This is a genomic window from Flavobacterium sp. NPDC079362, assembly GCF_050267765.1.
In the GTDB taxonomy this organism is placed as follows: Bacteria; Bacteroidota; Bacteroidia; order Flavobacteriales; family Flavobacteriaceae; genus Flavobacterium; species Flavobacterium azizsancarii.
Genome location: NZ_JBNNFM010000005.1, coordinates 227,622 through 251,526, shown reverse-complemented (window position 1 = coordinate 251,526; position 23,905 = coordinate 227,622). Strand labels below are relative to the sequence as shown.

Here is a 23,905-nt window from a genome sequence, read left to right as displayed (position 1 = left end):
GGACACCCTTGCATTCAGCTAACACTTCCCACTGTAAAGGCGTGTTCGGGACTTACACCCTAGAGTTATCGCCCATGCTGGGCACACAACAAAAAGCCTTTCAGGATTACTCCAGAAAGGCTTTTCTCTTCAAAAAACAATAATATTATAACCTCGTTGCGTTATAATGTTTCCTCTAAGTAAGCAACTGCTTCTTTCCAGTTGTTCACACGCAAATGATGCGTTTGATTCACGTTATGAAATGCGGTAAACATAATTGGTTTACCCATACAATAATCCAGATTTTTGCAGTGATCATCGATCATATAATCTGTATTTATAATTCTTTTGCTTCCGCATAAAATGATATTCTCCCATTTAATAAAAGGAAAATATTCCCCAAGCCATGCCACTTTTTCTGCAAGTGAAACAGGAAATTCTGTCGCAGCAGAAACAATAAAAATTTCAAAATTCTCTTGCAATCTTTGCAAACTTTCAACCGCATCCGGCATTACCGGTAATGTTCTAAAAAAATTATCTGTATTAAGGACGCCTCGTAAAAGAGTTCTATCACTAAAAGCCTCTTCTTCTGCTAATCCCTGAATACTTTCTCTTGATACTATAGTTCCGTTTGCTTTATTGTAATGTTCAATTAATTGTGCCTCGATATCCGCAAGTACACCATCCATATCGATAGCAATTGTTTTCTTTTTCATTATAAATGATTTTGCAACAAATTTACGCAAATATTGCAAATTATTGCAATTTTAACTTATTTTTGCAATATAATTTTGCAACACATGAAAAAAGAAGAACGTCAAAAAGTAATTTTAGAGTACTTATCAAAAGAGCATCGTGTAACTTTACTGGAACTTAGTGAATACCTGAACGTCTCTGAAGACACCATTAGACGTGATGTAAAAGAACTATCAGATCAGGGATTACTAAAGGCCGTTCGGGGTGGTGCGGTAGCTCCTTCTCCTATTCCGCTGCATTATAGAAATAGAGAAAAACACGATCTTGAAAACAAAAAAATTATTGCCGAAAAAGCAATTTCATTTTTAAAAGACGGACAAGTCGTTTTTATCGATGGCGGAACAACTTCTTTGGCTTTAGTTGCAAGTTTTCCTTATGATTTAAAAATTACTGTTATAACCAATAGTTTTCCGGTTGCAGCATTAATCGAAGATTTACCTAATATCGACTTGATTTTTGCAGGCGGAAAAATGTGCAAAACATCTTTTACGACCGCAAGTATTGAAACTATTGATTTTTTTAGAAATTTTAGGGCTGATATATGTATTTTAGGAATTTGCAGCATTCATGACGAACGTGGAGTTACCGCTGCTTTGTATGACGATTCGCAAATCAAAAAGAACATGATTCAGAACGCCAATTTTATAATCGCCTTAAGTTCTATTGAAAAAGTAGGAACCGCCGAATCGTATTTTGTCTCTCCTATCAAAGCCATTAATGTATTGGTAACAAACATTGCCCCAGAAGATGAAACATTAAAAGTTTACAAAGAAGCTGGCTTGACAATTGTTTAGTTCCCTCATGAATTTAGATGATACTGATAAGGAGCTATTTCCAGCTATCCGTTATATCTTTTCCTGCCTAAAGAAGGCAACAAAAGGATACCGCTCCTATCTGGGCCAGGACACTCAATTTCAAAAGAAAATTTATCGAAATTTAGATTTTCAAAAAATAAAAAAGCCTTTCAAGGTATAAATCTTGAAAGGCTTTTTATCTACAAATTAACGGGCAATATTATTTCCATCCGCCTCCTAAGTCTCTATAAACATGGACGGCAGCATTTAGCTGTTCTTTTTTAGTATCAACCAATTCTAATTTTGCTTCTAACGCATCACGTTGTGTCATTAACACTTCGAAATAATCAACTCTCGCTGATTTAAACAAATCATTAGAAATATCAATAGATGTATTTAAAGCATCAACTTGTTTCGATTTAAGATCATATCCTTTTTGAAGATTCTCAATCTTAGAAAGTTGGTTTGACACTTCTAAATAAGCGTTCAAAACCGTACGGTCGTAATTATACAACGCCTGAAGTTGTCTTGCGTTTGCACTTGCAAACTCGGCCTTGATCGCATTTCTGTTAATCAATGGCGCAGCAAGATCTCCTGCTAATGAATATAAAATAGATTCTGGGAAAGTAAATAAATAAGATGGTTTGAAAGCATCTATACCTACTGCAGCTGATATATCTAATGAAGGATAGAACTCAGCACGGGCAACTTTTACATCTAATTTTGAAGCTACCAATTCTAGTTCTGCTTGTTTTACATCAGGACGATTTGTCAATAATTGAGACGGAATTCCTGAACTCACAGCAGCCGGTAACAAACTTAAAAAGTTAGTACTGTTTGTTCTCTTGATTTCCTGTGGGTATCTCGCTAACAAAAAGTTGATTTTATTCTCTGCCTCTTTAATTTGCTGACGAATGTCAAACTCCATACTTTTTGAAGTCAGAACTTCAGCCTCAAACTTTTTAACTCCCAGTTCTGTTGCTCTTGCAGCTTGCTTTTGAATTTTTACAATTTCTAAAGCATTACTTTGCAATTTGATCGTTTGGTTCACAATATCCAACTGTGTATCCAAAGCCAATAATTCATAATATGAATCAGCCACTTCAGCAATAAGATTGGTAATTACAAAGTTTTTACCTTCTACAGTCGCTAAATATCTGTTTAATGCTGCTTTTTTAGAATTACGCAGTTTTTTCCAGATATCTACTTCCCAATTCGCATAAGCAGAGATGGTAAAATCTCCTAATGGATCCGGTGTTTCCTTACCTGGTTTAATTTCTGTCGTAGCATCACCAGCACCCTGACTTGTGTATCTACCTACTTTTTCTACTCCAGCTCCGGCGCGAACACCAACTGTTGGCAACAAAAGTCCTTTTTTTACACGAATATCATTCTTTGCGATTTCAATTTCCTGTAAAGTAATATTTAATTCCTGATTATTTTTTAAGGCAACATCAATCAAGTCTACAAGGTTTTGATCCTTAAAGTAATCTTTCCATTGTAAAGCTGAGGTGTTGTTTGCATCCTGAGATTGAGCTGTTACACCAAACGACTCAGGAACTGGCATACTTGTAGTAGGTGCTGCCTCAGGCGCAGGGGCTTTACACCCTGCAACCGTAAGACATATACCTAATGCAATACCATATTGATATGATTTGAATTTATACATGATTGTTATCAATTTCTTCTGTTAATGGATTCTCTTCTTCATGTTTTACCAGTTTATGTTTTTCTGCAATTCTGGCAAAAATGTAATACAAGCCCGGAATTACAAATACCCCACAAATAGTACCTATAAGCATACCACCGGCAGCTGCTGTACCAATAGTTCTGTTACCAATTTTACCCGGACCACTAGCAAATGCAAGCGGTAATAATCCCGCAATAAAAGCAAATGAAGTCATCAAAATTGGACGGAACCTCGCTTTCGCTCCCTCCATTGCGGCTTCAAGTACTGATCTTCCTGCGGCATGTCGCTGTATCGCAAACTCTACAATCAGTACGGCATTTTTACCCAGTAAACCAATAAGCATTACCATCGCTACCTGAGCATAAATGTTGTTCTCTAATCCTGTTAACTTCAACAATAAGAAAGCTCCAAAAATACCTGCCGGTAAAGAAAGGATTACAGATAATGGTAAAATAAAACTTTCGTATTGAGCGGCTAATACCAGGTATACAAATCCTAAACAAATCATGAATACCCAAATTGCCTGATTACCCTGGGCAACCTCATCTGCAGAAATACCTGCCCAGTCAATATCGTATCCTCTGGGTAATTTTGCGGCCGCAACTTCCTGAATTACTTTAATCGCTGTACCTGAACTATAGCCTGGCGCAGCAGAACCACTAATTTGCGTGGAAGTATACATGTTATGTCTCGTAATCTCAGAAAGTCCATATACTTTTTCTAACTTCATGAAAGCAGAAAAAGGTACCATTTCATCACGATTGTTTTTTACATACAACTTTAAAATATCATCCGGCTGAGCACGATATTCCGGAGAAGCCTGAACAATTACTTTATAGTTAATTCCGTATTTAATAAAACTAATTTCATAGTTACTACCCACAAGAGTTGACAAAGTGTTCATGGCATTTTCGATAGAAACCCCTTTTTGCTGAGCCAAATCATTGTCGACTTTCATCATGTATTGCGGGAAACTAGAACTATAAAAACTAAACACGTTAGATAATTCCGGATGGGTATTTAACTCTTTAACAAAATCGTTATTTACCTGCTCCATTTTTTTGTAATCATTAGAACCAGTTTTATCTAACAAACGCAGCTCAAATCCTCCGGCAGCACCATATCCCGGTACAGCAGGTGGTTGAAAAAACTCAATATTTGCACCTGCAATATCTTTAGATTTTTCTTCCAATTCAGCCATAATCTCAAGAACAGAGTGTTTTCTGTCGCTCCAGTCTTTAAGGTTAACTAAACAAGTTCCTGAATTTGAACCTGTACCTTCAGACAAAATTTCATAACCTGCTAATGAAGAAACTGATTTTACTCCGTCTATTTTTTCAGCAATTTTCTGTAGTTTTTCAGCAATATTATTTGTTCTTTCTAATGATGAACCCGGTGGTGTTTGAATAACAGCATAAAACATACCCTGATCCTCATTCGGGATAAATCCGGAAGGAACAGTACTGCTAATCAACCATGTTCCGGCGCAAAATACAAGAAGCGCAATAATAGTAACGGCTCTTCTGTTTACAATTTTAGCTAATAAATTTTGGTATTTTCCTTGCGCTAAATTGAACTTATTATTAAATCCGTCTATAAATATATTTACAGGCGTTTTCTTTTTAGGTTTACCATGCTCATTTCTTAACATCATTGCACAAAGCGCAGGAGTCAATGTCAAAGCCACAATACCAGAAAGGATAATAGCTGTTGCCATAGTTACAGAGAACTGTCTGTAAAATACTCCAACCGGTCCAGACATAAATGCTACGGGAATAAATACTGCCGCCATTAAGAATGTAATGGCAATAATTGCTCCTGCAATCTCATGCATCGCTTTTTTAGTGGCTTTAAGTGGCGAGAGATGCTCTTCCTCCATCTTGGCGTGAACAGCTTCGATTACTACAATCGCATCATCGACGACGACTCCAATAGCCAGAACTAAAGCAAATAAGGTGATTAAGTTTAATGAAATATCAAAGAAGGTCATGAACACAAACGTTCCAATCAATGATACAGGAACCGCAATTGCGGGAATAACCGTAGAACGCCAGTCTCCTAAGAACAGGAATACTACTATACCTACCAGAATAAAAGCTTCAACAAGGGTATGAATAACTTTTTCGATAGAAGCATCAAGGAATTTAGAAACGTCATACGAAATCTCATAATCCATTCCTTTAGGGAATCTTTTCTTGATTTTTTCTAATTTAGCCTTTACCTCTTCAATAACCTGATTGGCATTACTACCAAATGACTGTTTTAGTACAATTGCCGCAGATGGTCTTCCGTTTAAGTTCGAATAAATATCGTACATCGAACTACCAAATTCTACTTTAGCAACGTCTTTCAAACGTAAAAGTTCTCCGTTAGCGTTTGATTTTACAACAATATTCTCATATTGCTCTTTGGTCGTAAAACGTCCGGAATATTTTAATACATATTCAAATGCCTGAGAACGTTTACCTGAACTTTCTCCCGTTTTACCAGGTGAAGCTTCTAAACTCTGACTAGATAAGGCATCCATTACCTCATCGGCAGAAATTTTATAAGCCAACATACGATCTGGTTTTAACCAAATACGCATTGCATATTCACGTGTTCCCAAGATATCTCCTGAACCAATACCATTTACCCTTTTTAATTCTGAAAGTACGTTGATATCAGCATAGTTATACAAGAACTTCATGTCAGTATTTTTATCTGTACTATAAAGATTCACGTACATCAACATACTTGGCACTTCTCGTGTAATTTTAATACCTTCTCTAATTACTAATGGAGGTAATTTATTAGTAACCGAAGCCACACGGTTCTGAACGTTGATCGCAGCCTGATTAGGATCTGTTCCTAAGTTAAACACCAATTTTATGGTCGCTTCACCGTCATTTCCTGCATCAGAAGCCATATATTTCATTCCGGGAACTCCATTTAAGGCTCTTTCCAGAGGAATTACAACGGCTTTGATCATCAATTCACCGTTAGATCCCGGATAATCTGCGGTAACATTCACCATTGGCGGTGAAATTGTAGGGAATTGTGTAATAGGTAAATTCAATACCGACAATACCCCTAAAAAGACAATTATCAACGATATTACTATCGACAGAACAGGTCTTTGAATAAATTTATTAAACATTTTATATTTTTTTTAATGATTAAAACCAAAGCAAATCTGCGATTGTTCAAAGTTTTGAGTTTCAAGTTTAGCACTGAACGTGAAACCTGAAACAAAAAATTACTCTGCTTTTACGCGCAAATGATTCATTACCTCCTTAGGAGACTGGAATTCATATTTAATTTTGTCATTCTCTTTTACTTTCTGAACTCCTTCAAGTAAAATTTTATCATTTTCTGTAAGACCTGTTTTGATCACGTACAAATCAGGGATTTCGCCTGTAATAGTAATTTCTCTTGAAGTTACTTTATTGTTTTTATCAACAACAAAAACATACTTTTTATCCTGAATTTCGTAAGTTGCTTTTTGCGGAATTATTATCGCATTTTTAAGCGGTACCAACATTTTAACTTGTCCGGTTTCTCCGTTTCTAAGTAATTTTCCTGAATTAGGGAATCTTGCTCTAAAAGCAATATTTCCGGTTTCACTATTAAATTCACTTTCGATAACTTCTACGTTTCCTTTTTCTTTAAATATTTCTCCATTGGCCAAAACCAAACTTACTTTACTATCAGCACGATCTTTTACGTCTGTCTGATATTGTAGATATTCAGGTTCTGATACGTTGAAGTAAGCAAACATCTGACTGTTGTCTGAAAGGCTTGTTAACAATTCGCCTTCGTCGATAAGACTTCCAAGTTTTAACGGGATACGGTCAATCGTTCCGTCAAAAGGAGCTCTGATTTCAGTAAATGATAAATGAAGTTTTGCCAGTGATACTTCAGCTTTTGCCGACTGCAGTTTTGCCTGCGCTACACTTAATTCGTTTTTAGAAACGATATTTTTATCTGCCAGTAATTTTGAATTTTGCAATTCAATTTCTACAGATTTTTGTTCAGCTTGTGCTTTAAGTAATTCTGCCTGATACATGTTTGGCATAATTTTAAACAACAGCTGTCCTTTTTTCACAAACTGTCCTTCGTCAACATAAATGTTTTGTAAAAACCCTTTTTCCTGGGCACGAAGTTCAATATTGCGCACAGATTTAATCTGCGAAACATATTCTTTAGTAAATGAAGTATCAATTCTTACCGGATTAGTTACGGTAAATTTTTCCGCTTCTTCTTTTTCTTCTTTTTTAGCTGTACAACTAGTTAGGCACACCAGAGCAATTAAGCCTGTGAACAAGATAATTCTTTTCATGATTTTATTTGGAAATTAAGCGATTGAATGCTTGGAATACAGAGATTCCTTTAGATGAAAAAATGCATCAGGCACCCTTAGTCAGAACTTAACTTTCATATAAGATGAGGTAGAAAAAAAATACATCAACAAGATATGCAGATCACAACTTAGGTAACCGATGTATACTGTTGAATCAAATTCTTAGAACCTGTTGGGTAATGTAGATAGGATTTGAGTTGCCACAAAATGGCACGAAGATTTTAAAACGATTGTAATCATTTACAATAGTCTGACTTGAAAAGGAAAGGTACCAATTGTCAAGTAAACTGTAGTTTGTTGCAAAAAACTTATTTGAAAGTCCATCTGTAAGATCATCACTTCCAAGATATTCTTCTTCAAGATCTATATCTGCATCTTCAATTATTGAACTGCCCTGATCCTGATTGGTGAATTTTACTCGGTGCTTTTTCTCAAGAGTATGCTGACGAAAGTTTTGTGGAGTACCAGCATTAAGATATTGCCCTCCGCCAAGCAGAAGCAAATTCATGAATACTAAAAATACTATTAACTTTCTCATTTGGGTGCGAAAGTAAGGAAAGTATCGAAACAAAAAAAGATTTTTTTATAAGCTTTAACATTTAGTAAAAACGAAAACGTTTTCATTGTTTTACTAAGTATGAATTACAACAAAATATTATTACTTTATGCGAAAATATCATAAAAAAACAACCTCCTCTTAGAATTATTCTAATACATAATCTTAAACTTATACAAAACAATCAAAATCGCAATGATTTGACTTTATATCTTTTATTCTATAATTTAAGCAGTCTTTTCTATAATAAAATTTAGGCTATTGAAAATTATTCTTTTTCTTTTTTAAAAAAATTACGATTTAAGCCGTTATTATTCGAACACCAAAGTCCTACTTCTTACATTTTTATTTATATGACAACAATCATATTTTGTAAAATAAGTTGTACATAAATTTGTGTCTTTATAAATCACAATGAAAATTCTAGCGTATCTATTTTTAATAGCGATAATTTTAAGACCGGCTTTTCCTGTTTTAAATTATATTGTTAACTATGACTATATAGCTAAGGAACTTTGTGAAAACAAAAAACAACCTCAATTGGGTTGTAATGGGAAATGTCATCTTAAAAAAGAATTGGCAAAAACCACAGAAAATGACTCTCCCTCGTCAGAGAAAAAAAACGTTTCCTCAGGAATTGACTTATTATTTATTGAAAATATTCACGCTTTTAATTTCAATTTTGCTGTTAAATCAATTTTGACAAATGATATTTTGCGACATAATTTGTATTCTTATTTTAATATCGTTTTGATATTTCATCCACCTGCTTTTCAGTATTAATTTCCAGAATCTTTATTAATTTTCTTATCGGTGCTATTACCGATACGCTATTTATTATCTGTTTTTTAATTTAATACTTATGAAAAATTTCAAATATTTATCTTTTCTTTTCTTGGCAATTACATTTTTTTCTTGTACATCTGATAGTGATTCTACACCGGAAACTGCAGTTGACGAAACCTTGGGACTTGTAAAAATTCAGAAACTATCCAATGAAAATCATGTTATTGAACTTTATTCCGAAACTGGAGTACTAACACAGGGGTACAATCAAATCTCGTTAAGAATAAAAGACAAAACCACCAATAAATACATTACAAACGCTTCGTTTAACTGGATACCAATAATGAAAATGGCTGCAATGCAACATTCTTGTCTGAGATCTGGCATCGAAAAAATTTCAGGCAAGCAAACTCTATATCGCGGCGATATTATTTTTCAAATGGCTCAAAATGATACAGATGCCTGGCATTTGCAAATAGATTATACGATTGATGATATTAAGTCTAATGCAACATCTGCTATAGCTGTAATTGCTTCTCAAAAACGTACGGTAAACTCTTTTACCGGAACTGACGGAGTAAGATATATTCTGGCTTACATCAGTCCGAAAACACCAAAAGTTGCCTTAAACAACATGACAGTTGGTCTTTATAAAATGCAGGATGATCTGATTACATTCAATGTAGTTGATAATTTTAAAATAAAAATAGATCCGCGAATGCCAAGTATGGGTAATCATAGTTCGCCTAACAATACTGATTTACTGCAATCATTATCCGGAGGAACTTATAATGGAAAACTTTCGCTGACTATGACCGGTTATTGGAAAATAAACCTGCAGCTCCTGAATGCTACCGGAGAAGTATTGAAAGGGGAAGATTTTGCAACTGAAAATCTGCAAAGCAGCCTCTTTTTTGAGGCGGAATTTTAATCATTTTATTACTAACAAGAAAGGGCTAAGTGATCACACTTAGCCTGCCTATTTATGATATTATGAAAATTACAGCCACAATTCTGTTAGCAGCATTTTCTACTATTTGTTTTGCGCAGAAACAAGAAAAAGACAGTATTTCGCCAGTTGATCTGAATGAAATTATTGTTATCAGCAAAAAAACGCCTGCTCGCCTTAAACAGCCAAAATCTCTTGCAACAGTTGAGGAATACTTGCAGCAATCATCAAAAGTTAATATGGTACGAAGGGGCGGATACGCACTGGAACCAATTATCAATAATATGGCGACTGAAAGAACTGTTATTACAATTGATGGTATGCGCATTTTTGGTGCTTGTACGGACAAAATGGATCCTGTTACTTCTTATGTTGAGGTATCGAATCTTTCTGAAGCTAATATTGCTTCGGGCCAACAAGGAAGCTGTCATGGACCAACAATTGGCGGATCGATCGATTTGAAGCGAGCCAATCTTAATCAAAAAGAATTAGGATGGAATGGTGCTGCTAAAACTGGTTACGAAACCAATAATCAACATAAAATTCTGGGAACATCTATAGGATTCAACGATAAGTCCTTTTACGTTAATACCGATTTTACTTATCGCGATGCCCAAAATTATAAAGCAGGGAATCATGAAGAAATAGATTTTTCGCAGTTTACAAAATACAATCTCTCGGCTACAGCCGGTTTTTATTTAGGCAAAAAAGGTTTGATCGAAGGTGCTGTAATTTATGATAAAGCTACAGATGTGGGTTATCCTGCTCTGCCTATGGATGTTTCTTTGGCAAAAGCCACCATAACTTCTTTGCGCTATAGCTATACTCCTGTTTCTTCTTATTTTACCAATTGGGAAACTAAAGTATACTATAACACTATTACACATAAAATGGATGATACTAAAAGACCAAACGTCCCCATTCATATGGATATGCCCGGATGGTCTGACACTTATGGATATTATTCTAAACTAAAAGGGAGGTATGAAAACCATCACTTCATGGCAAACCTGAATAGTTTTTATAACAAATCGATTGCCGAAATGACGATGTATCCAAGTAATCCTAAAGAGAATCCCATGTTTATGTATACTTGGCCTGATGTTCGAACTTTTTATAATGGTTTATATCTTGAAGACGGAATGCAAATTTCTCCAAATGCTAATATCAAAGTTTCTACAAATATTGGAATTCATTCTAATAAGGTTGCAGATGAATTTGGTTTGCAAAGTCTTGAGATTTTTTATCCTGATATGAATGCAACTAAAAATCATGTTTTAAAAAGTCTTGCGGGAAATTATATTTTGCATCATAATAAATTCGAATACGGTTTTGGTTTGGCTTACGGAGAAAGAGCTCCATCAGTTTCAGAAGGTTATGGTTATTATCTGTACAACAGTAATGATTTTTATGATTATATAGGAAATCCCAATTTACAAAACGAGAAATCATTTGAAGCGAATCTCTCTTTTGGATTTAAAACCGAAACATTTACGGCGAACCTAACTTCATCGTTTTTTCATATTCAGGATTATATCATCGGGAAAATTGATCCTAACATACAGCCTATGACTATTGGAGGCTCAGGAGTAAAAGTCTATAATGCTTTGAATTATGCTACAATTTTTAATACAGATTTGAATTTGGAATATAAAATAGCCCAAAACTGGTATTTTAAAACACTTCTGGCTTATAGCTGCGGCAAAGATGACGATCATAATAATTTGCCTTTCATAAGTCCGTTGCGCTATTCCGGGAACTTACAATTTAAAAAAGAAAATTTCAATTTAGGATTTGGAGCATCCGGAAATCTAACTCAGGTAAAATTTGCAGCAGCTTACGGCGAAACTAAAACATCAGGTTATGTAATCTTTAATTTCAATTCCGGTTATACTTTTCCTTGGAATGAAAAGAAACTAAACGTTCAGGCTGGCGTCGAAAACATTTTTGATAAATATTACACTACATTCTCTGACTGGAATAAAATCCCGAGACAAGGAAGAAATTTTTTTATTAATGTTTCATATGTTTTATTTTAAAACCTCTTTATGATTGATGAAACAAACTAATTAGTGGATATACGTTTACCACAAAGTTTCCATTATTGTAAATTCCTTTCCTTCCTTAATAAAAGTTTGATGCGTATCGACCATTCCTAATTTCTCATAAAAAGATTTTTTGTTGGTTCTGGCATTGCACCAGACTTTTTTTAAGTCTTTTTCTTTTGCGACTTTAAAAATATGGTTCAAAAGTTCAGATGCGATCCCTTTTCCCTGATATTCTTCGAGGGTTGCTAATTTCCGAAACTGCATTTCAGTGTTCTTAATAAAACAAGAAACTATCGAAACTAATTGATCATGAACAAACACGCCAAAATGCAATCCTGAATTATCTTCTTGTAACTGAACAAACTCAAAAGGCTGATCCGGCCACATAATTTCATGCCTGATTTGCCAGGTTTGAGAGGCTTCGATTGCTTTAATTACCATTATATCATTTTTTCTTTAATGTTTCAAATTTAAGACATTTTATAATTATATCAAATGCGACTACCACAAATACATTTTACTCATTATCAAAAACATACACGAAATAAATAAGATAAATCATTCTTTTTAAATTAATAATATTTATTTTTATACGATCTAAAAAAACAAATCCAATTATGAAAAAATTCATTTTAGCAGTAGTATTGTGTATTAGTGTAAATGGTTTTGCACAATTAATACAATTCGGACCTCAATTTTCTTATAATATAACGTCTCCCCTAACCAATGATTTTAGTTCAAAAAGCTCAGGAACCGGCATAGGAGCTGCAGGATTTGTGAGAGTGAACTTATTACTTTTTTACGGTCAGGGTGAATTTGGATATGCGAAATCAAAATTCAACGTTGCTCAAACCGGAATTGGAGAAACTGAATATCAATTATCAGGAACTGATGCTACGCTACTTATTGGTTTTAAAGTTGTTCCTCTGGGAAAACTAGGAAATGTTCGGATATTTGCGGGATACAACTGGAAAAATTATTCGGATATTAAAGCAAATAATAGCCTGAATCCTATTGATATTGAAAAAAACAACAGCAGTATCCTTGGCGGAGTTGGTGTAGATTTATGGAGATTGACTTTAGACTACCGATATCTTGCCGGTGTTACAGATATTGATCCATCAAACAGAAAAGTAAAAACGGCCGCTTCTAATATCTCACTGGGATATAAATTTTTATAGAAAAACTCTTTTTTCTACATACAAAAAAAGGAATCTAAATTTAGATTCCTTTTTTTATTATTTCACTTTTGAATAAAAACGTTCTATATTATCCTCTGTTATTTTCTCATAACCATTCGCGCCTTTTTTTCCAACGTTAATGACACGTAATTCATCTGATTTGTTACTAATTATACAATGCCAAACAGTACCATCAGATAAAATAATATCCGAAAATAAAGAGCTTGTTTCTTCTCCATCATAATAAACTAATGGTTCAGATTTAATTAGTTTCTTTTCTTGGGTTTTCTTGTTTCTCTCGTAAAACAAAATTTCATTTTTATTGATTTCAACTAACTCTTCGAAATCTTTTTCTGCAGAATCATAGGTTTGATTAACTGCCCATATTGGTTTGTCACCAATCATTTTCCAGGTACCTAAAGCCTGAGTCATTATATCTTCTCTCAAAATATGCTGCAAAGTATCTACTTTTTTAGCAGACTCAATACCTATTTCGTTTTCAGGTTTAATTTTAGACGCAAAATAAAATAAGTCAATAGCTTTCTTAAAGTCAGCTTTGTCATAATAAGACATGGCTAATTCGTATCTGCTCTTTTGAAATGCAGTTTTAGAATTATTTTGAGCAAAAGTTTTAGAAAGAATTAATAAAACAATTAAAAGGAGGGGCTTTTTCATTTATATGGTATTTTATTCTTTTTTTTGCAAACCTAGTTTTTTATTCCATAATTCTTACGGTTTTCCACATTTAATTTTAAAGAAAAAACTTGCTTATAAAAACACAAAAAAAAGGAATCTGATAATTATTAGATTCCTTTTTTATGATATTAGTTATTTCTGGCGAAATGAAGTTAATTTTAATTCGAAAATGAACTCAAAATTTGCATTGCCTTATCGGTATCTTTTTTATTGACAAAAATATGATCATGATAAAAAGCAGCCACAACATTGCAACTAATTTCATGCTCTGAAAGTGCTTTCGAAAAAGCTGCTGTCAAACCAACCGCTTCTAATGATGAATGAACCGTAAGTGTTATCCAGGACATTAAAATCGAATAATCGAGTTTTAATTTATCAGCGACTTCTTTTTTAAGAATTAAGGTAATCGCTTCTTTTTCTTTAAAAAACATTTCAACTTCCTTTAGATCAATATCTTTTAAACTATCTGTTTTACAAAAAACGTAATCACCTGAATTATGTTCCGGTTTCATGCTTTTTAGCAATTGCTGTAAATCTTTTTCTCCTGACATATTTATAAATTCATTCTAGATTATTTAGAAGACCATGTATTATTCTTTGGTGTTGCATCCATAAAAATACCGCCATCGACTGTTACTTGTTTAATTTCTTTTTTATTTTTTAGGGCAATTACAGCACGTTTTTGATTGGCTTGCCAAACTGCAGGTGTTTGATGAATAGTTTCTGTCGTTTTATCAGAATAGGTAACAATAATATCAAACGGAATCGCAAAACCTCCAACGTTTTCTACTGAAACAACATTTTTGGCCACATTTTTAATCGAAATATCAATATAATTATTGGTAAAAAACCAGTTATTAAAGAACCAATTCAAGTTTTTTCCTGAAGCAGTATTAAACGAATTAAAATAATCCCAAGGAATTGGATGTTTACCATTCCATTTATCCATATAGGCATGAAGGGATTTTTTGAACAAATCATCACCAAGCAGATCTTTTAGGGCGATATAAGATAATGATGCTTTACCATATGAATTATTGCCATAACCTGAATCTGATAACTGTGATGACATGGTAATAATGGGCTGATCTTCTTCGGTCGATGGATCGTTTATGTATTGCTGCACTCGAAATTCTTTATAAAATTTATCAGCAGCTTCTTTTCCATGTTCTGCAATTCCTATTAAATATTCAAAGGTCGTTGCCCAGCCTTCATCCATAAAAGCATAACGCGTTTCGTTGATTCCCATATAAAACGGAAAATAAGTATGAGCGACTTCATGATCCTGAACCAATTGTGCAAAAACGGGATCGCCCATTTGAGAATCGTTACACATCATTGGATACTCCATATCTGCGAAACCCTGAAAAGCTGTCATTTTAGAAAACGGATACGGAATTCCCGGCCAGTTATTAGAAAACCAATCTAATGCATATTGATTGTTCTTGATCGAATTTACAAAATCAGTTCCTGCCACATCATAAGCTGCCTGTATACTCGCACGTCTATTTGTTTTTTTATCTACGACAACACTACCGGCATCCCATAAATAATGATCACTTAGACCAAAACAAACATCTGTGATATTTTTGGCTTCAAATTTCCAGACATTCCATTCGTTTTGTGTTGTTACAATACCACTTTTCATTTCCTGTTCATTGGCAATATGCAAAACTTCATCTGTTGTATATGATTTCTTTAAGCGTGAAGCAAATTCAGGCTGCAAAACCTCATCCGGATTCAATAAATCTCCTGTTCCGTAAACAACATAATTTTTTGGTGCTTCTACAGAATAGGTATAGTCATTAAAATCATTATAAAACTCCTGACCTGAAGTATGAGGAAGGTCATCCCATTTATTATAATCATCAAAAACAGAAACACGAGGATAACTGTAGGCCACAAAAAATGTGCTGTTATCGATTTGTCCTTCTCTTCCGCTAAGTTTTGATAAGGGATAATTCCAATCAATATCAATTGTAATTTTACTGTGCGGAGGCAAAGGTTTTTTCATTTTTACTTTTTCTACTGTTCCCCAGTCTTTGGCATCTTCCTTGTAAACTATTCCTTCAATTTTTAAAGCAGTAATTGTTAAACCATCAGTAAAAAAATCTTCACTATTTTGTACCGCCCGTGGCGATGTTTTTTTATGAATATTATTTACAAATCTAATTCGTAAATTTTTCAGCGTATCGTTACTATTATTTTCATAAACGATAGTTTCAGTTCCGCTAACTATTTTAGTATCGGCATTTACTTGCAGGGCAATGGTATATTTACCATGATTTTGCCAATAATTTTTACCCGGCTTTCCGTCCATAGAACGAACATTATCAGCATAAGATTCTTTTATATTTCTTGGCATATAAAGCTCTTGTGAAAAGCTATTTTGAGCTAAAAACACAAAGGCTATTAACAGCAATTGAAGTGATCGTTTTTTCATAAGTTGATTTAAGATTTGATGATTAATTGATTATAACATTAGTTGAGTTTTCTAACTTAATGTTACACAAATTTAAAATTATAGTTTTTAAACTATACCATCTGATATTAAATAACTTAAAAATAAAAACCGTCTAATTCTAAAAAAGAAAAAGACGGCGTCTACAATTAATATATAACCTTGATCACTACAAAATATAATCAGTATTAATAAAATTCGATTCCTTGCTGTTTAGCAATTCCTGCAAAATTTCATTATTATACGCAATATCTTTTGAAGCTACAAACGTACGGATTGAGAAGGAGCGCAATGCATCAGGAATACTTAATGTTCCTACAGCAGAGTCTTTACGACCGGTGAACGGGAATGCATCCGGACCTCTCTGGCAAGAACTATTTAAGTTTACTCTGCACACTAAATTTACCAAAGCATCGATAAGCGGTGCTAAAGTCTTGATATCTTTTCCAAACAAACTAACTTGTTGTCCGTAGTTAGATTCCGCCATATCTTCAAGAGGCTCACTAATATCTTTAAAAGCAATAATTGGCACAACTGGTCCAAATTGTTCTTCATGATACACACGCATCTCTTTGTTTACAGGATATAAAACAGCTGGGAAAATATAATTATCTGTATGTTTTCCTCCTTTTTCGTTCAATATTTTTGCTCCTTTATGAGTTGCATCATCAATTAAACCCTGGATATAATTTGGTTTTTCAGTCTCAGGAAGCGGTGTTAAAGAAGCTCCTTTTTCCCATGGGTTTCCAAATACCAAAGCATCTACTTTTTCAGAGAAACGTTTATTAAATTCTTCTACAATAGATTCGTGTACATACAATACTTTTAGAGCTGTACAACGCTGTCCGTTGAAGGATAAAGTTCCTGCAATACATTCCTGAATTGCCAAATCTAAATCAGCATCCGGTAAAATAATTGCCGGGTTTTTAGCTTCTAATCCTAAAATTAAACGCAATCTGTTTTTATTTGGATGTTGATCCTGCAATGCAATCGCAGATTTACTGTTTCCAATTAATGCCAACACATCAATTTTTCCAGATTTCATGATCGGAGAAGCTACTTCACGACCTCTACCGTAAACAATATTGATAACACCTTTAGGAAAACTGCTTCTAAATGCTTCTAACAATGGCGAGATACATAAAACACCATGTTTAGCCGGTTTAAAGATAACTGTATTACCCATAATCAAAGCCGGAATCAACAAAGAGAAAGTTTCGTTTAATGGATAATTGTAAGGTCCAAGACACAATACAACACCAAGAGGTCCACGACGAATCATAGCGTTTACACCTTGTACTTTTTCAAAATGTGCACTGCGTCCGTTTAATTCTTTATAGCTGTCGATAGTATCGTAAATGTATTCAACGGTTCTGTCAAATTCTTTTTGAGAATCCCCAAGGTTTTTTCCAATTTCCCACATCAAAAGTTTAACCACTTCCTCACGGGTTTCCTTCATTTGTCTTACGAAATTTTCCATACATTTTATACGGTCAACCACTTTCATGGTTGGCCATAATCCCTGACCTTTATTATATGCAGCATTGGCAGCTTCAACCACTTCGGCAGCTTCTTTCTCTGCCATGAACGGAATCGATCCTAATAAAGTTGGAGTATATTTTTCTGTAGATGAAATCGTCGAAAACACTGGAGTAGTCTGTCCTGTCCAGGGTTTCAATTCGCCATTTACAAGATAAGTATCTTGGTTTATAAGTGTTTTGATCTGATATTCTTCGGGTATTAAACTCATAATTTGGTAATTTATGTTTGGTTATTTATTAGTTATTAAAAGAAAAAAGAGGCTTTTTGCGCCTCTTAATTTATTTTTATGAATTTATGGTCTCGCCTTCCCAATCCAAAATTCCACCAAGCAAGTTGTAGGCATTAGCAATACCTAATTCATTCATAACCTGACATGCCTTAGCGCTTCTGGCTCCAGAACGGCAATACACATAATAATTTTTATTTTTATCCAGTTCTTCGATTTCGTAAATAAAACCCTGACCTTTATTAATATCAATGTTTACGGCATTCTCGATATAACCGTCATTAAATTCGTCTTCAGTTCTTACGTCCAGTATAACTGCATTCTCGTCAGCAGCAAGCTGATTAACCCAATCTTCTTGTGATAAATTCATAGTATCTGTTTTTTGTAAAATTACGACGTTTATATTAATTAAAAACGTGCCAAATGCGATTTCGATTATTATTCTCAGAAAACGTTTTAGAGAAAGTATTATAATCAGTGAAATACAAATTTACTTACTATTTTTAAAAATACAGTCTATAAAATTGATAGAAAATAGGTTTTTATCATTTACATAAAATGTATCTTAAAAATAGTTTTCTCACATTTTATACCATTCCAATCTGCTATCTTTGTAATAAATTATATGTTTTAATTTCTATTTGATAAAATTATTTGCACGAATTTATTTTTTTTCACTGATTATAATGATCAAAATTATTAGCAACGAATTACACTAATTTCCACTAATTAATTCAGGTAGATTCGTGAAACCCGTAGCAAAAGAAAAACATGTGCAAACCAGTTCAATCCGTAAAATCCGTGGGCTATTAATTGACCACAACTAAGCAATGCAAAATTCATTTAAAAATATATTCCCTAATTTCTCCCCTGAACTTATTGCGACTATCGAAGAAAACGGAAGTGTGCAGAATTTTGAAGCCGGAACAATATTAATGCGAACCGGCCAATACATAAGAAACACGGTTTTGATCACCAAGGGAAAAATCAAAATCTATCGTGAAGGCGAAGATGGAGGCGAATTTTTAATGTATTATTTGCAACCGGGACAAGCCTGCGCTATTTCGATGATTTGTACCGCCAAAAGCGAAAAAAGCCAGATTATGGCAAAAGTAACAGAAGATGTTTCCGTCATGATGATTCCATTACAAATGATGGACAAATGGATGATGGAGCACAGAACCTGGTACGAATTTGTAATCGAAACTTATAGAAGCCGTTTTGAAGAAGTCCTTGAAGTTGTAGACAATATCGCTTTCCGTTCTATGGATGAAAGATTGGAGTTTTACCTCAAAAGACATTCTGACGCATGTGGCTGTTCTGAAGTCAATTTATCACATCAGGAAATTGCCTCAGAGCTAAATACCTCAAGAGAAGTTGTTTCAAGATTACTCAAAAAAATGGAACAAAGAGGTTTAGTCAAACTAAACAGAAATCAAATTGAGTTATTAAAGTAAAATTATTAGCCCGCGGGTTTTGCGGGTTAAACGGATTTTTACTCATTTATTTTTATTAACCATTAAGATATAAGAAAATTTAAGGCGCAATGCTTAATTTCCTTATAACATTAAGATAAAAAAGCTAAACTTAACTTTCTTAATCTTTTAATGGTAAAAATTAAAATTTTAATTGTCCACGGATTTGGAGGATGGAACGAGTTTTCGCTGGTTTATTTTTATTAACCATTAAAATATTAAGAAAAATTAAGGCGCAAGCTTAATTTCCTTATAAACATTAAGATAAAAAAGCTAAACTTAACCTTCTTAATCTCTTAATGGTAAAAAACTATTTCAGACAACGATTATCAGTTCAAGACAAACCAAAAAGAAAAAAAAACCTGTGTCAACCCGTTTACCCGCAAAATCCACGGGCAATAAATCAGCAATAAAAATCCCATATGTGATAAAAGTTACTGTAAGTTTCTTTTTATCAGAGCACCTTTGTATAAAATAAATACAATGGAATATTTAGGTTATTTTGCTTCGATTATTATCGGGATTTCGCTTGGCTTAATTGGCGGAGGCGGATCGATCTTGACCATTCCTATTTTAGTGTATTTGTTTAAAGTAAATCCGGAGCAAGCCACTTCTTATTCTTTATTTATTGTAGGATTAACTGCTATGTTTGGGAGTTACAGCCATTACAAAATAGGTAATCTCAAACTCAAATCGGCATTGTACTTTGCCATTCCCTCCGTGATTTCGATTCTGATTATTCGCGAAGTGATATTTCCTAAAATTGCATCGACCTTGTTTTCTATTGCATCGTATTCCGTTTCAAAAGATTTTCTGATTATGATTGTCTTTTCAATATTGATGATTACAGCGGCAATATCAATGATTAGAAAAAACAAACCCGAAATAAAAGCAACCGAAACCAATTATACACAATTAAGCATAATAGGTTTTATAGTAGGAATCTTAACCGGATTTCTGGGTGCCGGCGGAGGTTTTCTAATTATTCCTGCGCTGCTTTTTTTTGCAAATTTACCTATGAAACAAGCCGTAGGAACATCATTGTTGATTATCGCCATAAATTCATCTATTGGTTTTGGAGGAGATCTTTATATTGGTACTTCTATAAATTATCCTTTTTTATTTAGCGTTTCCGGAATGGCGCTTATTGGAATGTTTATTGGAAGCCAGCTTTCTAAAAAAATCGACGGAGCAAAACTTAAACCTATTTTTGGCTGGTTTGTATTGGTAATGGGATTTTATATTATTACTAAAGAGGTTTTGTTTTAATCTTTTTTTCTCTCACAGATCTTGCAGTTTTTTGTTTTATTACAATTTTTGCTTCTTAATTGCAGCATAATCTTTGTCAAAGTTTTTGAACTTTGACAAAGACGAAAACCAAAAATGAGGAAACAATTACTGCTTCCCCATTTTCTATTATTTACTCTTTATTCTTTACTCTTTGCTCTCTATTCTCTATCTCCACCAATGATAATAATTATGCAATCCGTCATATTCAAATCCGCAACGTGGGTATAACGTGTTTCCTATATCATTAGTTTTTTCTGTTTCGAGCATCAAACCACATGCATTTGTTTCCTCGCACCATTGTTTACTTCGGTCAATTAAAGCTACCGAAAGTCCTTTGCCTCTATAATCAGGGTGTACAAAAAGATCACTTAACAACCACTGTTTTTTCAACTTTGTATAATGAAATAATTTGTATAGCTGCACAAAGCCAACAGCTTTTTCGTCTACAATTGCTAAAAAAATATCTGATTCATTGTTTAATAATCGTTCTTTAAGAAATGCTTTTCCTTTTTCGACATCAGATTCCTGACGGTAAAAAACACGATAAAGGTTAAAAAGTGCTACTGCTTCGTCAAGGTCTTCAATACTTGCTTTTTTGATTTTGTAATCCATTGTTTTTAAATATTTTGATTAAAAAGCGAAAGTATAGTAAAGGATAAAATCCTTTGTAATCCAGTTTATAGAAAACAAGATCATCCAGCGTTTAGCTCGTTTAAACAAAGCATTTCATTCAATAAAAAGATAAATTACCTTAATAATAATGTTTAAAAAGCAAAAAAATCAATGACAGAAATATTCCGTCATTGATTTATAGTTTCATTTTATAAATCTCTGTTTAATTAACGTTGTCCACCAGAAACTGCAATAGTTTCGCCAGTAATCCAATACGAATCTTCAGAAGCAAGAAATACAGCAACTTTTGCAATATCATCCGGTTTCCCTACTCGGCCTAGCGGTGTTTCTGACACGTGCCATTTTTCTGCATCTCCATTGATAATCCCTGAGCTATGAGAACCTTCGGTTTCGATCAGTCCGGGATTAATCGAATTGACACGTATTTTCTTTGTACCAAGTTCTTTGGCAAGAATACGAGTCATTGCATCAACAGCATATTTAGATTGTGAGTAAACCAATGAGGTTGGCATATCAAGCGTAGATACTATAGAACCTGTATTAATGATAACGCCACCTTTGTCTCCAAATAATTTTACAGCTTGCTGAATCGTAAGTATACTGCCCAATACATTAACGTTGAACATATGGTGAAAAGATTCTTCGGTAATATCATCAATACCCGCAAAACTATAAACACCTGCATTATTGACCAGTACATCCAATTTACCAAATGTTTTCGCAATTTCTTCAAAAATGCGTTTTACATCTTCTGATTTTTCAACATTACCTTGTATTGCAATCGCTTTTCCGCCGTTGGCAGATATTTCCTCAACCACTTTATCTGCATCATTTTTATTACTTGCATAATTTACAACTACAGTTGCACCTTGATTTGCATATGCTTTAGCAATACCGGCACCAATACCTTTTGATGCGCCTGTTATTAATGCTACTTTACCGTTTAATTTCCCTGAATTTTCCATCTTTATTTTATTAATTATAAGTTGTTAATTGATAAAGCAAAGTTGGGTATTAAGTCAGGGTGAAAAGTTGAAGTATCTTAGGAAAAAAGGTTGAACTAGTTCAACCTTTTTTCTTCACTTTCTCATTACGTATTTTAGATAAGAACTCCGTAGTCATATTTAAGTAAGATGCAAGTGCGTATTGTGGCAGTCGCTGCGCGACTTTTGGAAACTTTTCGAGAAACTCATTATAACGCTGTTCTGCATTTTGTGTATGCGTTGCGATGATACGACGTGCAAAAAATGCTGCCGATTTTTCGGCCATTACACGAAAGAATGTTTCAAGGGTATGAGTCGAAGATTTTAGTTTCTCTTCGGCTTCATGATTTATCTGTAGTATCACACTATCTTCTAACGCTACAATAAACATAGTGGCAGGAGTTTGGTAGATGTAGCTATTATAATCCGCAATCCACCAATCTTCAATTGCAAACTGAATGGTATGTTCTGAACCTTTTTCATCAACAACATACGCCCGAAAAGCGCCTTCAAGTACATAAGTTCTCTGCTTGTTTACAAATTCCGGCTGTACAATAAATTGTCTTTTCTTTACTTTTCGTACTTTAAACTCAGACAACAAAGCATCCATTTCGTCTGGTAGCAAGATAACTTTCTTATTAATGTTTTCAATTAATGATGTCAGATCTTCCATGAAATTTTAAATTATTTTTAGAGTAGTTCAGTAGTTGTACAAATTTATTCCAAAAAATGGTAGCAAGACGAGAAATGGTTGGTTTGTTTTGGGCGTTCCCATCGGTCGGGCTATCCGCTAAATTCCCAATTAACAAAAACTACGGCTAAGAAGCCTTGTTTTTCTAAATCGCGAGATACCGCTTCTATCCCTAACGCAAACTTAAGGTAATTAGAAATTTTAGTTTTAAAAATCTTCTATAAGATATATAAAAGCTGATATACGATATGAGATTGCTTCGTTCCTAGCAAGGACAGAAGCAAAGTCATTGGGAACGAAGTAAAGACGCTAGGACTTTTTTCTAGATCTTTAATCGCATAATCTTATAAGATTCAATACTTATTAAAAGCAAATTAATGACAAACAAATAATAGCTAAATTTAATTTGATAAATATCTTCTAAGAATTCACAACAATAAAACATAACTAAATGTACAATTAAAATCAACAGATTTAAAACACTAAGAATTAATATATATTTTGCCTTTCTTTTAAATGCAAAATAAATTAGCAAGACAGTGATAATTAATGTTAGAAAAAATGGCAAATAACCATAATCAATTGAATTTAAAAAATCATTACGATCTAATACTTGAATGAACAGAAATCCCAATTGATATCCATTATTAGTCATGTCTTGTTTTACAATTAAAAACTTATTGACTATTTCTCGTTTCTTATCAGCAAGTTCTTTCGAAGCATAGTGATATTCTTTTACTCTTGAGTAATCAATTCTTTTCTCCATTTATTGAATCTCTTGTTGTTTGTGCAAGGGCCAGCAATGGACTATTTCTTAAGTAGCCATT

The 23,905-nt window shown here is 33.7% G+C and carries 22 protein-coding genes; 7 read left to right on the top strand and 15 right to left on the bottom strand.

The features are described 5' to 3' along the window. Positions 1-161: 161 nt before the first annotated feature. Positions 162-695, bottom strand: a complete 534-nt coding sequence (locus ACQKCJ_RS07645) for a 5' nucleotidase, NT5C type (protein WP_271338680.1) — start codon at positions 693-695, stop codon at positions 162-164. An 84-nt stretch (positions 696-779) separates the two neighbouring features. Between ACQKCJ_RS07645 and ACQKCJ_RS07640 the strand changes: the two genes are divergently transcribed. Beyond that, complete coding sequence (locus ACQKCJ_RS07640; RefSeq protein ID WP_271338681.1) at positions 780-1,529, top strand: DeoR/GlpR family DNA-binding transcription regulator; 750 nt, start codon at positions 780-782, stop codon at positions 1,527-1,529. Between the two features lie 220 nt (positions 1,530-1,749). Here the strand turns inward: ACQKCJ_RS07640 and ACQKCJ_RS07635 are convergent, their stop codons facing one another. From ACQKCJ_RS07635 to ACQKCJ_RS07620, 4 genes are all read right to left on the bottom strand, one after another. Further along, entirely contained in the window at positions 1,750-3,198 is a 1,449-nt protein-coding gene (locus tag ACQKCJ_RS07635) for a TolC family protein (RefSeq protein WP_271338682.1), read from the bottom strand. Then, complete coding sequence (locus ACQKCJ_RS07630) at positions 3,191-6,358, bottom strand: efflux RND transporter permease subunit (protein WP_271338683.1); 3,168 nt, start codon at positions 6,356-6,358, stop codon at positions 3,191-3,193. The genes ACQKCJ_RS07635 and ACQKCJ_RS07630 overlap by 8 nt, the downstream gene beginning before the upstream one ends. Before the next feature lie 99 nt (positions 6,359-6,457). Continuing rightward, positions 6,458-7,540: an efflux RND transporter periplasmic adaptor subunit gene (locus ACQKCJ_RS07625; RefSeq protein ID WP_271338684.1), complete on the bottom strand. Its 1,083-nt coding sequence runs from the start codon at positions 7,538-7,540 to the stop codon at positions 6,458-6,460. 175 nt (positions 7,541-7,715) lie between these two features. Continuing rightward, the gene (locus ACQKCJ_RS07620; RefSeq protein ID WP_271338685.1) at positions 7,716-8,099 is read right to left on the bottom strand and encodes a hypothetical protein; all 384 of its coding nucleotides are present in this window, start codon (positions 8,097-8,099) and stop codon (positions 7,716-7,718) included. 432 nt (positions 8,100-8,531) lie between these two features. Here ACQKCJ_RS07620 and ACQKCJ_RS07615 point away from each other — a divergent pair, with 432 nt between their 5' ends. The 3 genes from ACQKCJ_RS07615 (at position 8,532) to ACQKCJ_RS07605 (ending at position 11,891) form a co-directional block, all read left to right on the top strand. Then, entirely contained in the window at positions 8,532-8,900 is a 369-nt protein-coding gene (locus ACQKCJ_RS07615) for a hypothetical protein (RefSeq protein ID WP_271338686.1), read from the top strand. A 79-nt stretch (positions 8,901-8,979) separates the two neighbouring features. After that, positions 8,980-9,834, top strand: a complete 855-nt coding sequence (locus tag ACQKCJ_RS07610; protein WP_427401701.1) for a hypothetical protein — start codon at positions 8,980-8,982, stop codon at positions 9,832-9,834. A 62-nt stretch (positions 9,835-9,896) separates the two neighbouring features. Further along, positions 9,897-11,891 carry a TonB-dependent receptor gene (locus ACQKCJ_RS07605; RefSeq protein ID WP_427401700.1) on the top strand — a complete coding sequence of 665 codons (1,995 nt, stop codon included), beginning with the start codon at positions 9,897-9,899 and terminating at the stop codon, positions 11,889-11,891. A 45-nt stretch (positions 11,892-11,936) separates the two neighbouring features. On the opposite strand, the gene ACQKCJ_RS07600 is transcribed toward ACQKCJ_RS07605, so the two are convergent. Next, positions 11,937-12,341: a GNAT family N-acetyltransferase gene (locus ACQKCJ_RS07600; RefSeq protein ID WP_271338689.1), complete on the bottom strand. Its 405-nt coding sequence runs from the start codon at positions 12,339-12,341 to the stop codon at positions 11,937-11,939. 176 nt (positions 12,342-12,517) lie between these two features. On the opposite strand from ACQKCJ_RS07600, the gene ACQKCJ_RS07595 reads away from it, so the two are divergent. Continuing rightward, entirely contained in the window at positions 12,518-13,081 is a 564-nt protein-coding gene (locus ACQKCJ_RS07595) for an outer membrane beta-barrel protein (protein ID WP_271338690.1), read from the top strand. Between the two features lie 57 nt (positions 13,082-13,138). On the opposite strand, the gene ACQKCJ_RS07590 is transcribed toward ACQKCJ_RS07595, so the two are convergent. The 5 genes from ACQKCJ_RS07590 to ACQKCJ_RS07570 all read right to left on the bottom strand — a co-directional run bounded on the left by ACQKCJ_RS07590 (position 13,139) and on the right by ACQKCJ_RS07570 (position 18,376). Continuing rightward, positions 13,139-13,756, bottom strand: a complete 618-nt coding sequence (locus tag ACQKCJ_RS07590) for a hypothetical protein (protein WP_271334290.1) — start codon at positions 13,754-13,756, stop codon at positions 13,139-13,141. Between the two features lie 179 nt (positions 13,757-13,935). Then, a complete protein-coding gene (locus ACQKCJ_RS07585) occupies positions 13,936-14,328 on the bottom strand; it encodes an ACT domain-containing protein (RefSeq protein ID WP_271334291.1) in 393 nt (130 codons plus the stop codon). A gap of 20 nt (positions 14,329-14,348) precedes the next feature. After that, positions 14,349-16,220 (bottom strand): M1 family metallopeptidase, encoded by a 1,872-nt coding sequence (locus ACQKCJ_RS07580; RefSeq protein WP_271334292.1) that lies wholly within the window; start codon positions 16,218-16,220, stop codon positions 14,349-14,351. A 187-nt stretch (positions 16,221-16,407) separates the two neighbouring features. Beyond that, positions 16,408-17,988, bottom strand: coding sequence for an NADP-dependent glyceraldehyde-3-phosphate dehydrogenase (locus tag ACQKCJ_RS07575; RefSeq protein ID WP_271334293.1), 1,581 nt, complete (start codon positions 17,986-17,988; stop codon positions 16,408-16,410). A gap of 76 nt (positions 17,989-18,064) precedes the next feature. Then, entirely contained in the window at positions 18,065-18,376 is a 312-nt protein-coding gene (locus tag ACQKCJ_RS07570; RefSeq protein WP_271334294.1) for a rhodanese-like domain-containing protein, read from the bottom strand. 460 nt (positions 18,377-18,836) lie between these two features. On the opposite strand from ACQKCJ_RS07570, the gene ACQKCJ_RS07565 reads away from it, so the two are divergent. Further along, positions 18,837-19,463: a Crp/Fnr family transcriptional regulator gene (locus ACQKCJ_RS07565; RefSeq protein WP_271334295.1), complete on the top strand. Its 627-nt coding sequence runs from the start codon at positions 18,837-18,839 to the stop codon at positions 19,461-19,463. 501 nt (positions 19,464-19,964) lie between these two features. Continuing rightward, complete coding sequence (locus tag ACQKCJ_RS07560) at positions 19,965-20,750, top strand: sulfite exporter TauE/SafE family protein (protein ID WP_271334296.1); 786 nt, start codon at positions 19,965-19,967, stop codon at positions 20,748-20,750. Between the two features lie 186 nt (positions 20,751-20,936). On the opposite strand, the gene ACQKCJ_RS07555 is transcribed toward ACQKCJ_RS07560, so the two are convergent. The 4 genes from ACQKCJ_RS07555 to ACQKCJ_RS07540 all read right to left on the bottom strand — a co-directional run bounded on the left by ACQKCJ_RS07555 (position 20,937) and on the right by ACQKCJ_RS07540 (position 23,844). Then, positions 20,937-21,383, bottom strand: a complete 447-nt coding sequence (locus tag ACQKCJ_RS07555) for a GNAT family N-acetyltransferase (protein WP_271334297.1) — start codon at positions 21,381-21,383, stop codon at positions 20,937-20,939. A gap of 227 nt (positions 21,384-21,610) precedes the next feature. Next, positions 21,611-22,369 carry an SDR family NAD(P)-dependent oxidoreductase gene (locus tag ACQKCJ_RS07550; protein ID WP_271334298.1) on the bottom strand — a complete coding sequence of 253 codons (759 nt, stop codon included), beginning with the start codon at positions 22,367-22,369 and terminating at the stop codon, positions 21,611-21,613. A 100-nt stretch (positions 22,370-22,469) separates the two neighbouring features. Continuing rightward, positions 22,470-23,060 (bottom strand): Crp/Fnr family transcriptional regulator, encoded by a 591-nt coding sequence (locus ACQKCJ_RS07545; RefSeq protein ID WP_271334299.1) that lies wholly within the window; start codon positions 23,058-23,060, stop codon positions 22,470-22,472. Positions 23,061-23,400: 340 nt separating this feature from the next. Then, positions 23,401-23,844 (bottom strand): hypothetical protein, encoded by a 444-nt coding sequence (locus ACQKCJ_RS07540; protein ID WP_271334300.1) that lies wholly within the window; start codon positions 23,842-23,844, stop codon positions 23,401-23,403. Positions 23,845-23,905 lie beyond the last annotated feature (61 nt).

Excerpts from the sequence above, each read along its gene's own strand:
- ACQKCJ_RS07565 (WP_271334295.1), top strand. The coding sequence starts at position 18,837 with ATGCAAAATTCATTTAAAAATATATTCCCTAATTTCTCCCCTGAACTT.
- ACQKCJ_RS07630 (WP_271338683.1), bottom strand. The coding sequence starts at position 6,358 with ATGTTTAATAAATTTATTCAAAGACCTGTTCTGTCGATAGTAATATCG.
- ACQKCJ_RS07610 (WP_427401701.1), top strand. The coding sequence starts at position 8,980 with ATGAAAAATTTCAAATATTTATCTTTTCTTTTCTTGGCAATTACATTT.
- ACQKCJ_RS07635 (WP_271338682.1), bottom strand. The coding sequence starts at position 3,198 with ATGTATAAATTCAAATCATATCAATATGGTATTGCATTAGGTATATGT.
- ACQKCJ_RS07625 (WP_271338684.1), bottom strand. The coding sequence starts at position 7,540 with ATGAAAAGAATTATCTTGTTCACAGGCTTAATTGCTCTGGTGTGCCTA.
- ACQKCJ_RS07575 (WP_271334293.1), bottom strand. The coding sequence starts at position 17,988 with ATGAGTTTAATACCCGAAGAATATCAGATCAAAACACTTATAAACCAA.
- ACQKCJ_RS07555 (WP_271334297.1), bottom strand. The coding sequence starts at position 21,383 with ATGGATTACAAAATCAAAAAAGCAAGTATTGAAGACCTTGACGAAGCA.
- ACQKCJ_RS07595 (WP_271338690.1), top strand. The coding sequence starts at position 12,518 with ATGAAAAAATTCATTTTAGCAGTAGTATTGTGTATTAGTGTAAATGGT.
- ACQKCJ_RS07540 (WP_271334300.1), bottom strand. The coding sequence starts at position 23,844 with ATGGAGAAAAGAATTGATTACTCAAGAGTAAAAGAATATCACTATGCT.
- ACQKCJ_RS07620 (WP_271338685.1), bottom strand. The coding sequence starts at position 8,099 with ATGAGAAAGTTAATAGTATTTTTAGTATTCATGAATTTGCTTCTGCTT.
- ACQKCJ_RS07615 (WP_271338686.1), top strand. The coding sequence starts at position 8,532 with ATGAAAATTCTAGCGTATCTATTTTTAATAGCGATAATTTTAAGACCG.
- ACQKCJ_RS07550 (WP_271334298.1), bottom strand. The coding sequence starts at position 22,369 with ATGGAAAATTCAGGGAAATTAAACGGTAAAGTAGCATTAATAACAGGC.
- ACQKCJ_RS07640 (WP_271338681.1), top strand. The coding sequence starts at position 780 with ATGAAAAAAGAAGAACGTCAAAAAGTAATTTTAGAGTACTTATCAAAA.
- ACQKCJ_RS07560 (WP_271334296.1), top strand. The coding sequence starts at position 19,965 with ATGGAATATTTAGGTTATTTTGCTTCGATTATTATCGGGATTTCGCTT.
- ACQKCJ_RS07600 (WP_271338689.1), bottom strand. The coding sequence starts at position 12,341 with ATGGTAATTAAAGCAATCGAAGCCTCTCAAACCTGGCAAATCAGGCAT.
- ACQKCJ_RS07545 (WP_271334299.1), bottom strand. The coding sequence starts at position 23,060 with ATGGAAGATCTGACATCATTAATTGAAAACATTAATAAGAAAGTTATC.
- ACQKCJ_RS07570 (WP_271334294.1), bottom strand. The coding sequence starts at position 18,376 with ATGAATTTATCACAAGAAGATTGGGTTAATCAGCTTGCTGCTGACGAG.
- ACQKCJ_RS07590 (WP_271334290.1), bottom strand. The coding sequence starts at position 13,756 with ATGAAAAAGCCCCTCCTTTTAATTGTTTTATTAATTCTTTCTAAAACT.
- ACQKCJ_RS07645 (WP_271338680.1), bottom strand. The coding sequence starts at position 695 with ATGAAAAAGAAAACAATTGCTATCGATATGGATGGTGTACTTGCGGAT.
- ACQKCJ_RS07605 (WP_427401700.1), top strand. The coding sequence starts at position 9,897 with ATGAAAATTACAGCCACAATTCTGTTAGCAGCATTTTCTACTATTTGT.
- ACQKCJ_RS07580 (WP_271334292.1), bottom strand. The coding sequence starts at position 16,220 with ATGAAAAAACGATCACTTCAATTGCTGTTAATAGCCTTTGTGTTTTTA.
- ACQKCJ_RS07585 (WP_271334291.1), bottom strand. The coding sequence starts at position 14,328 with ATGTCAGGAGAAAAAGATTTACAGCAATTGCTAAAAAGCATGAAACCG.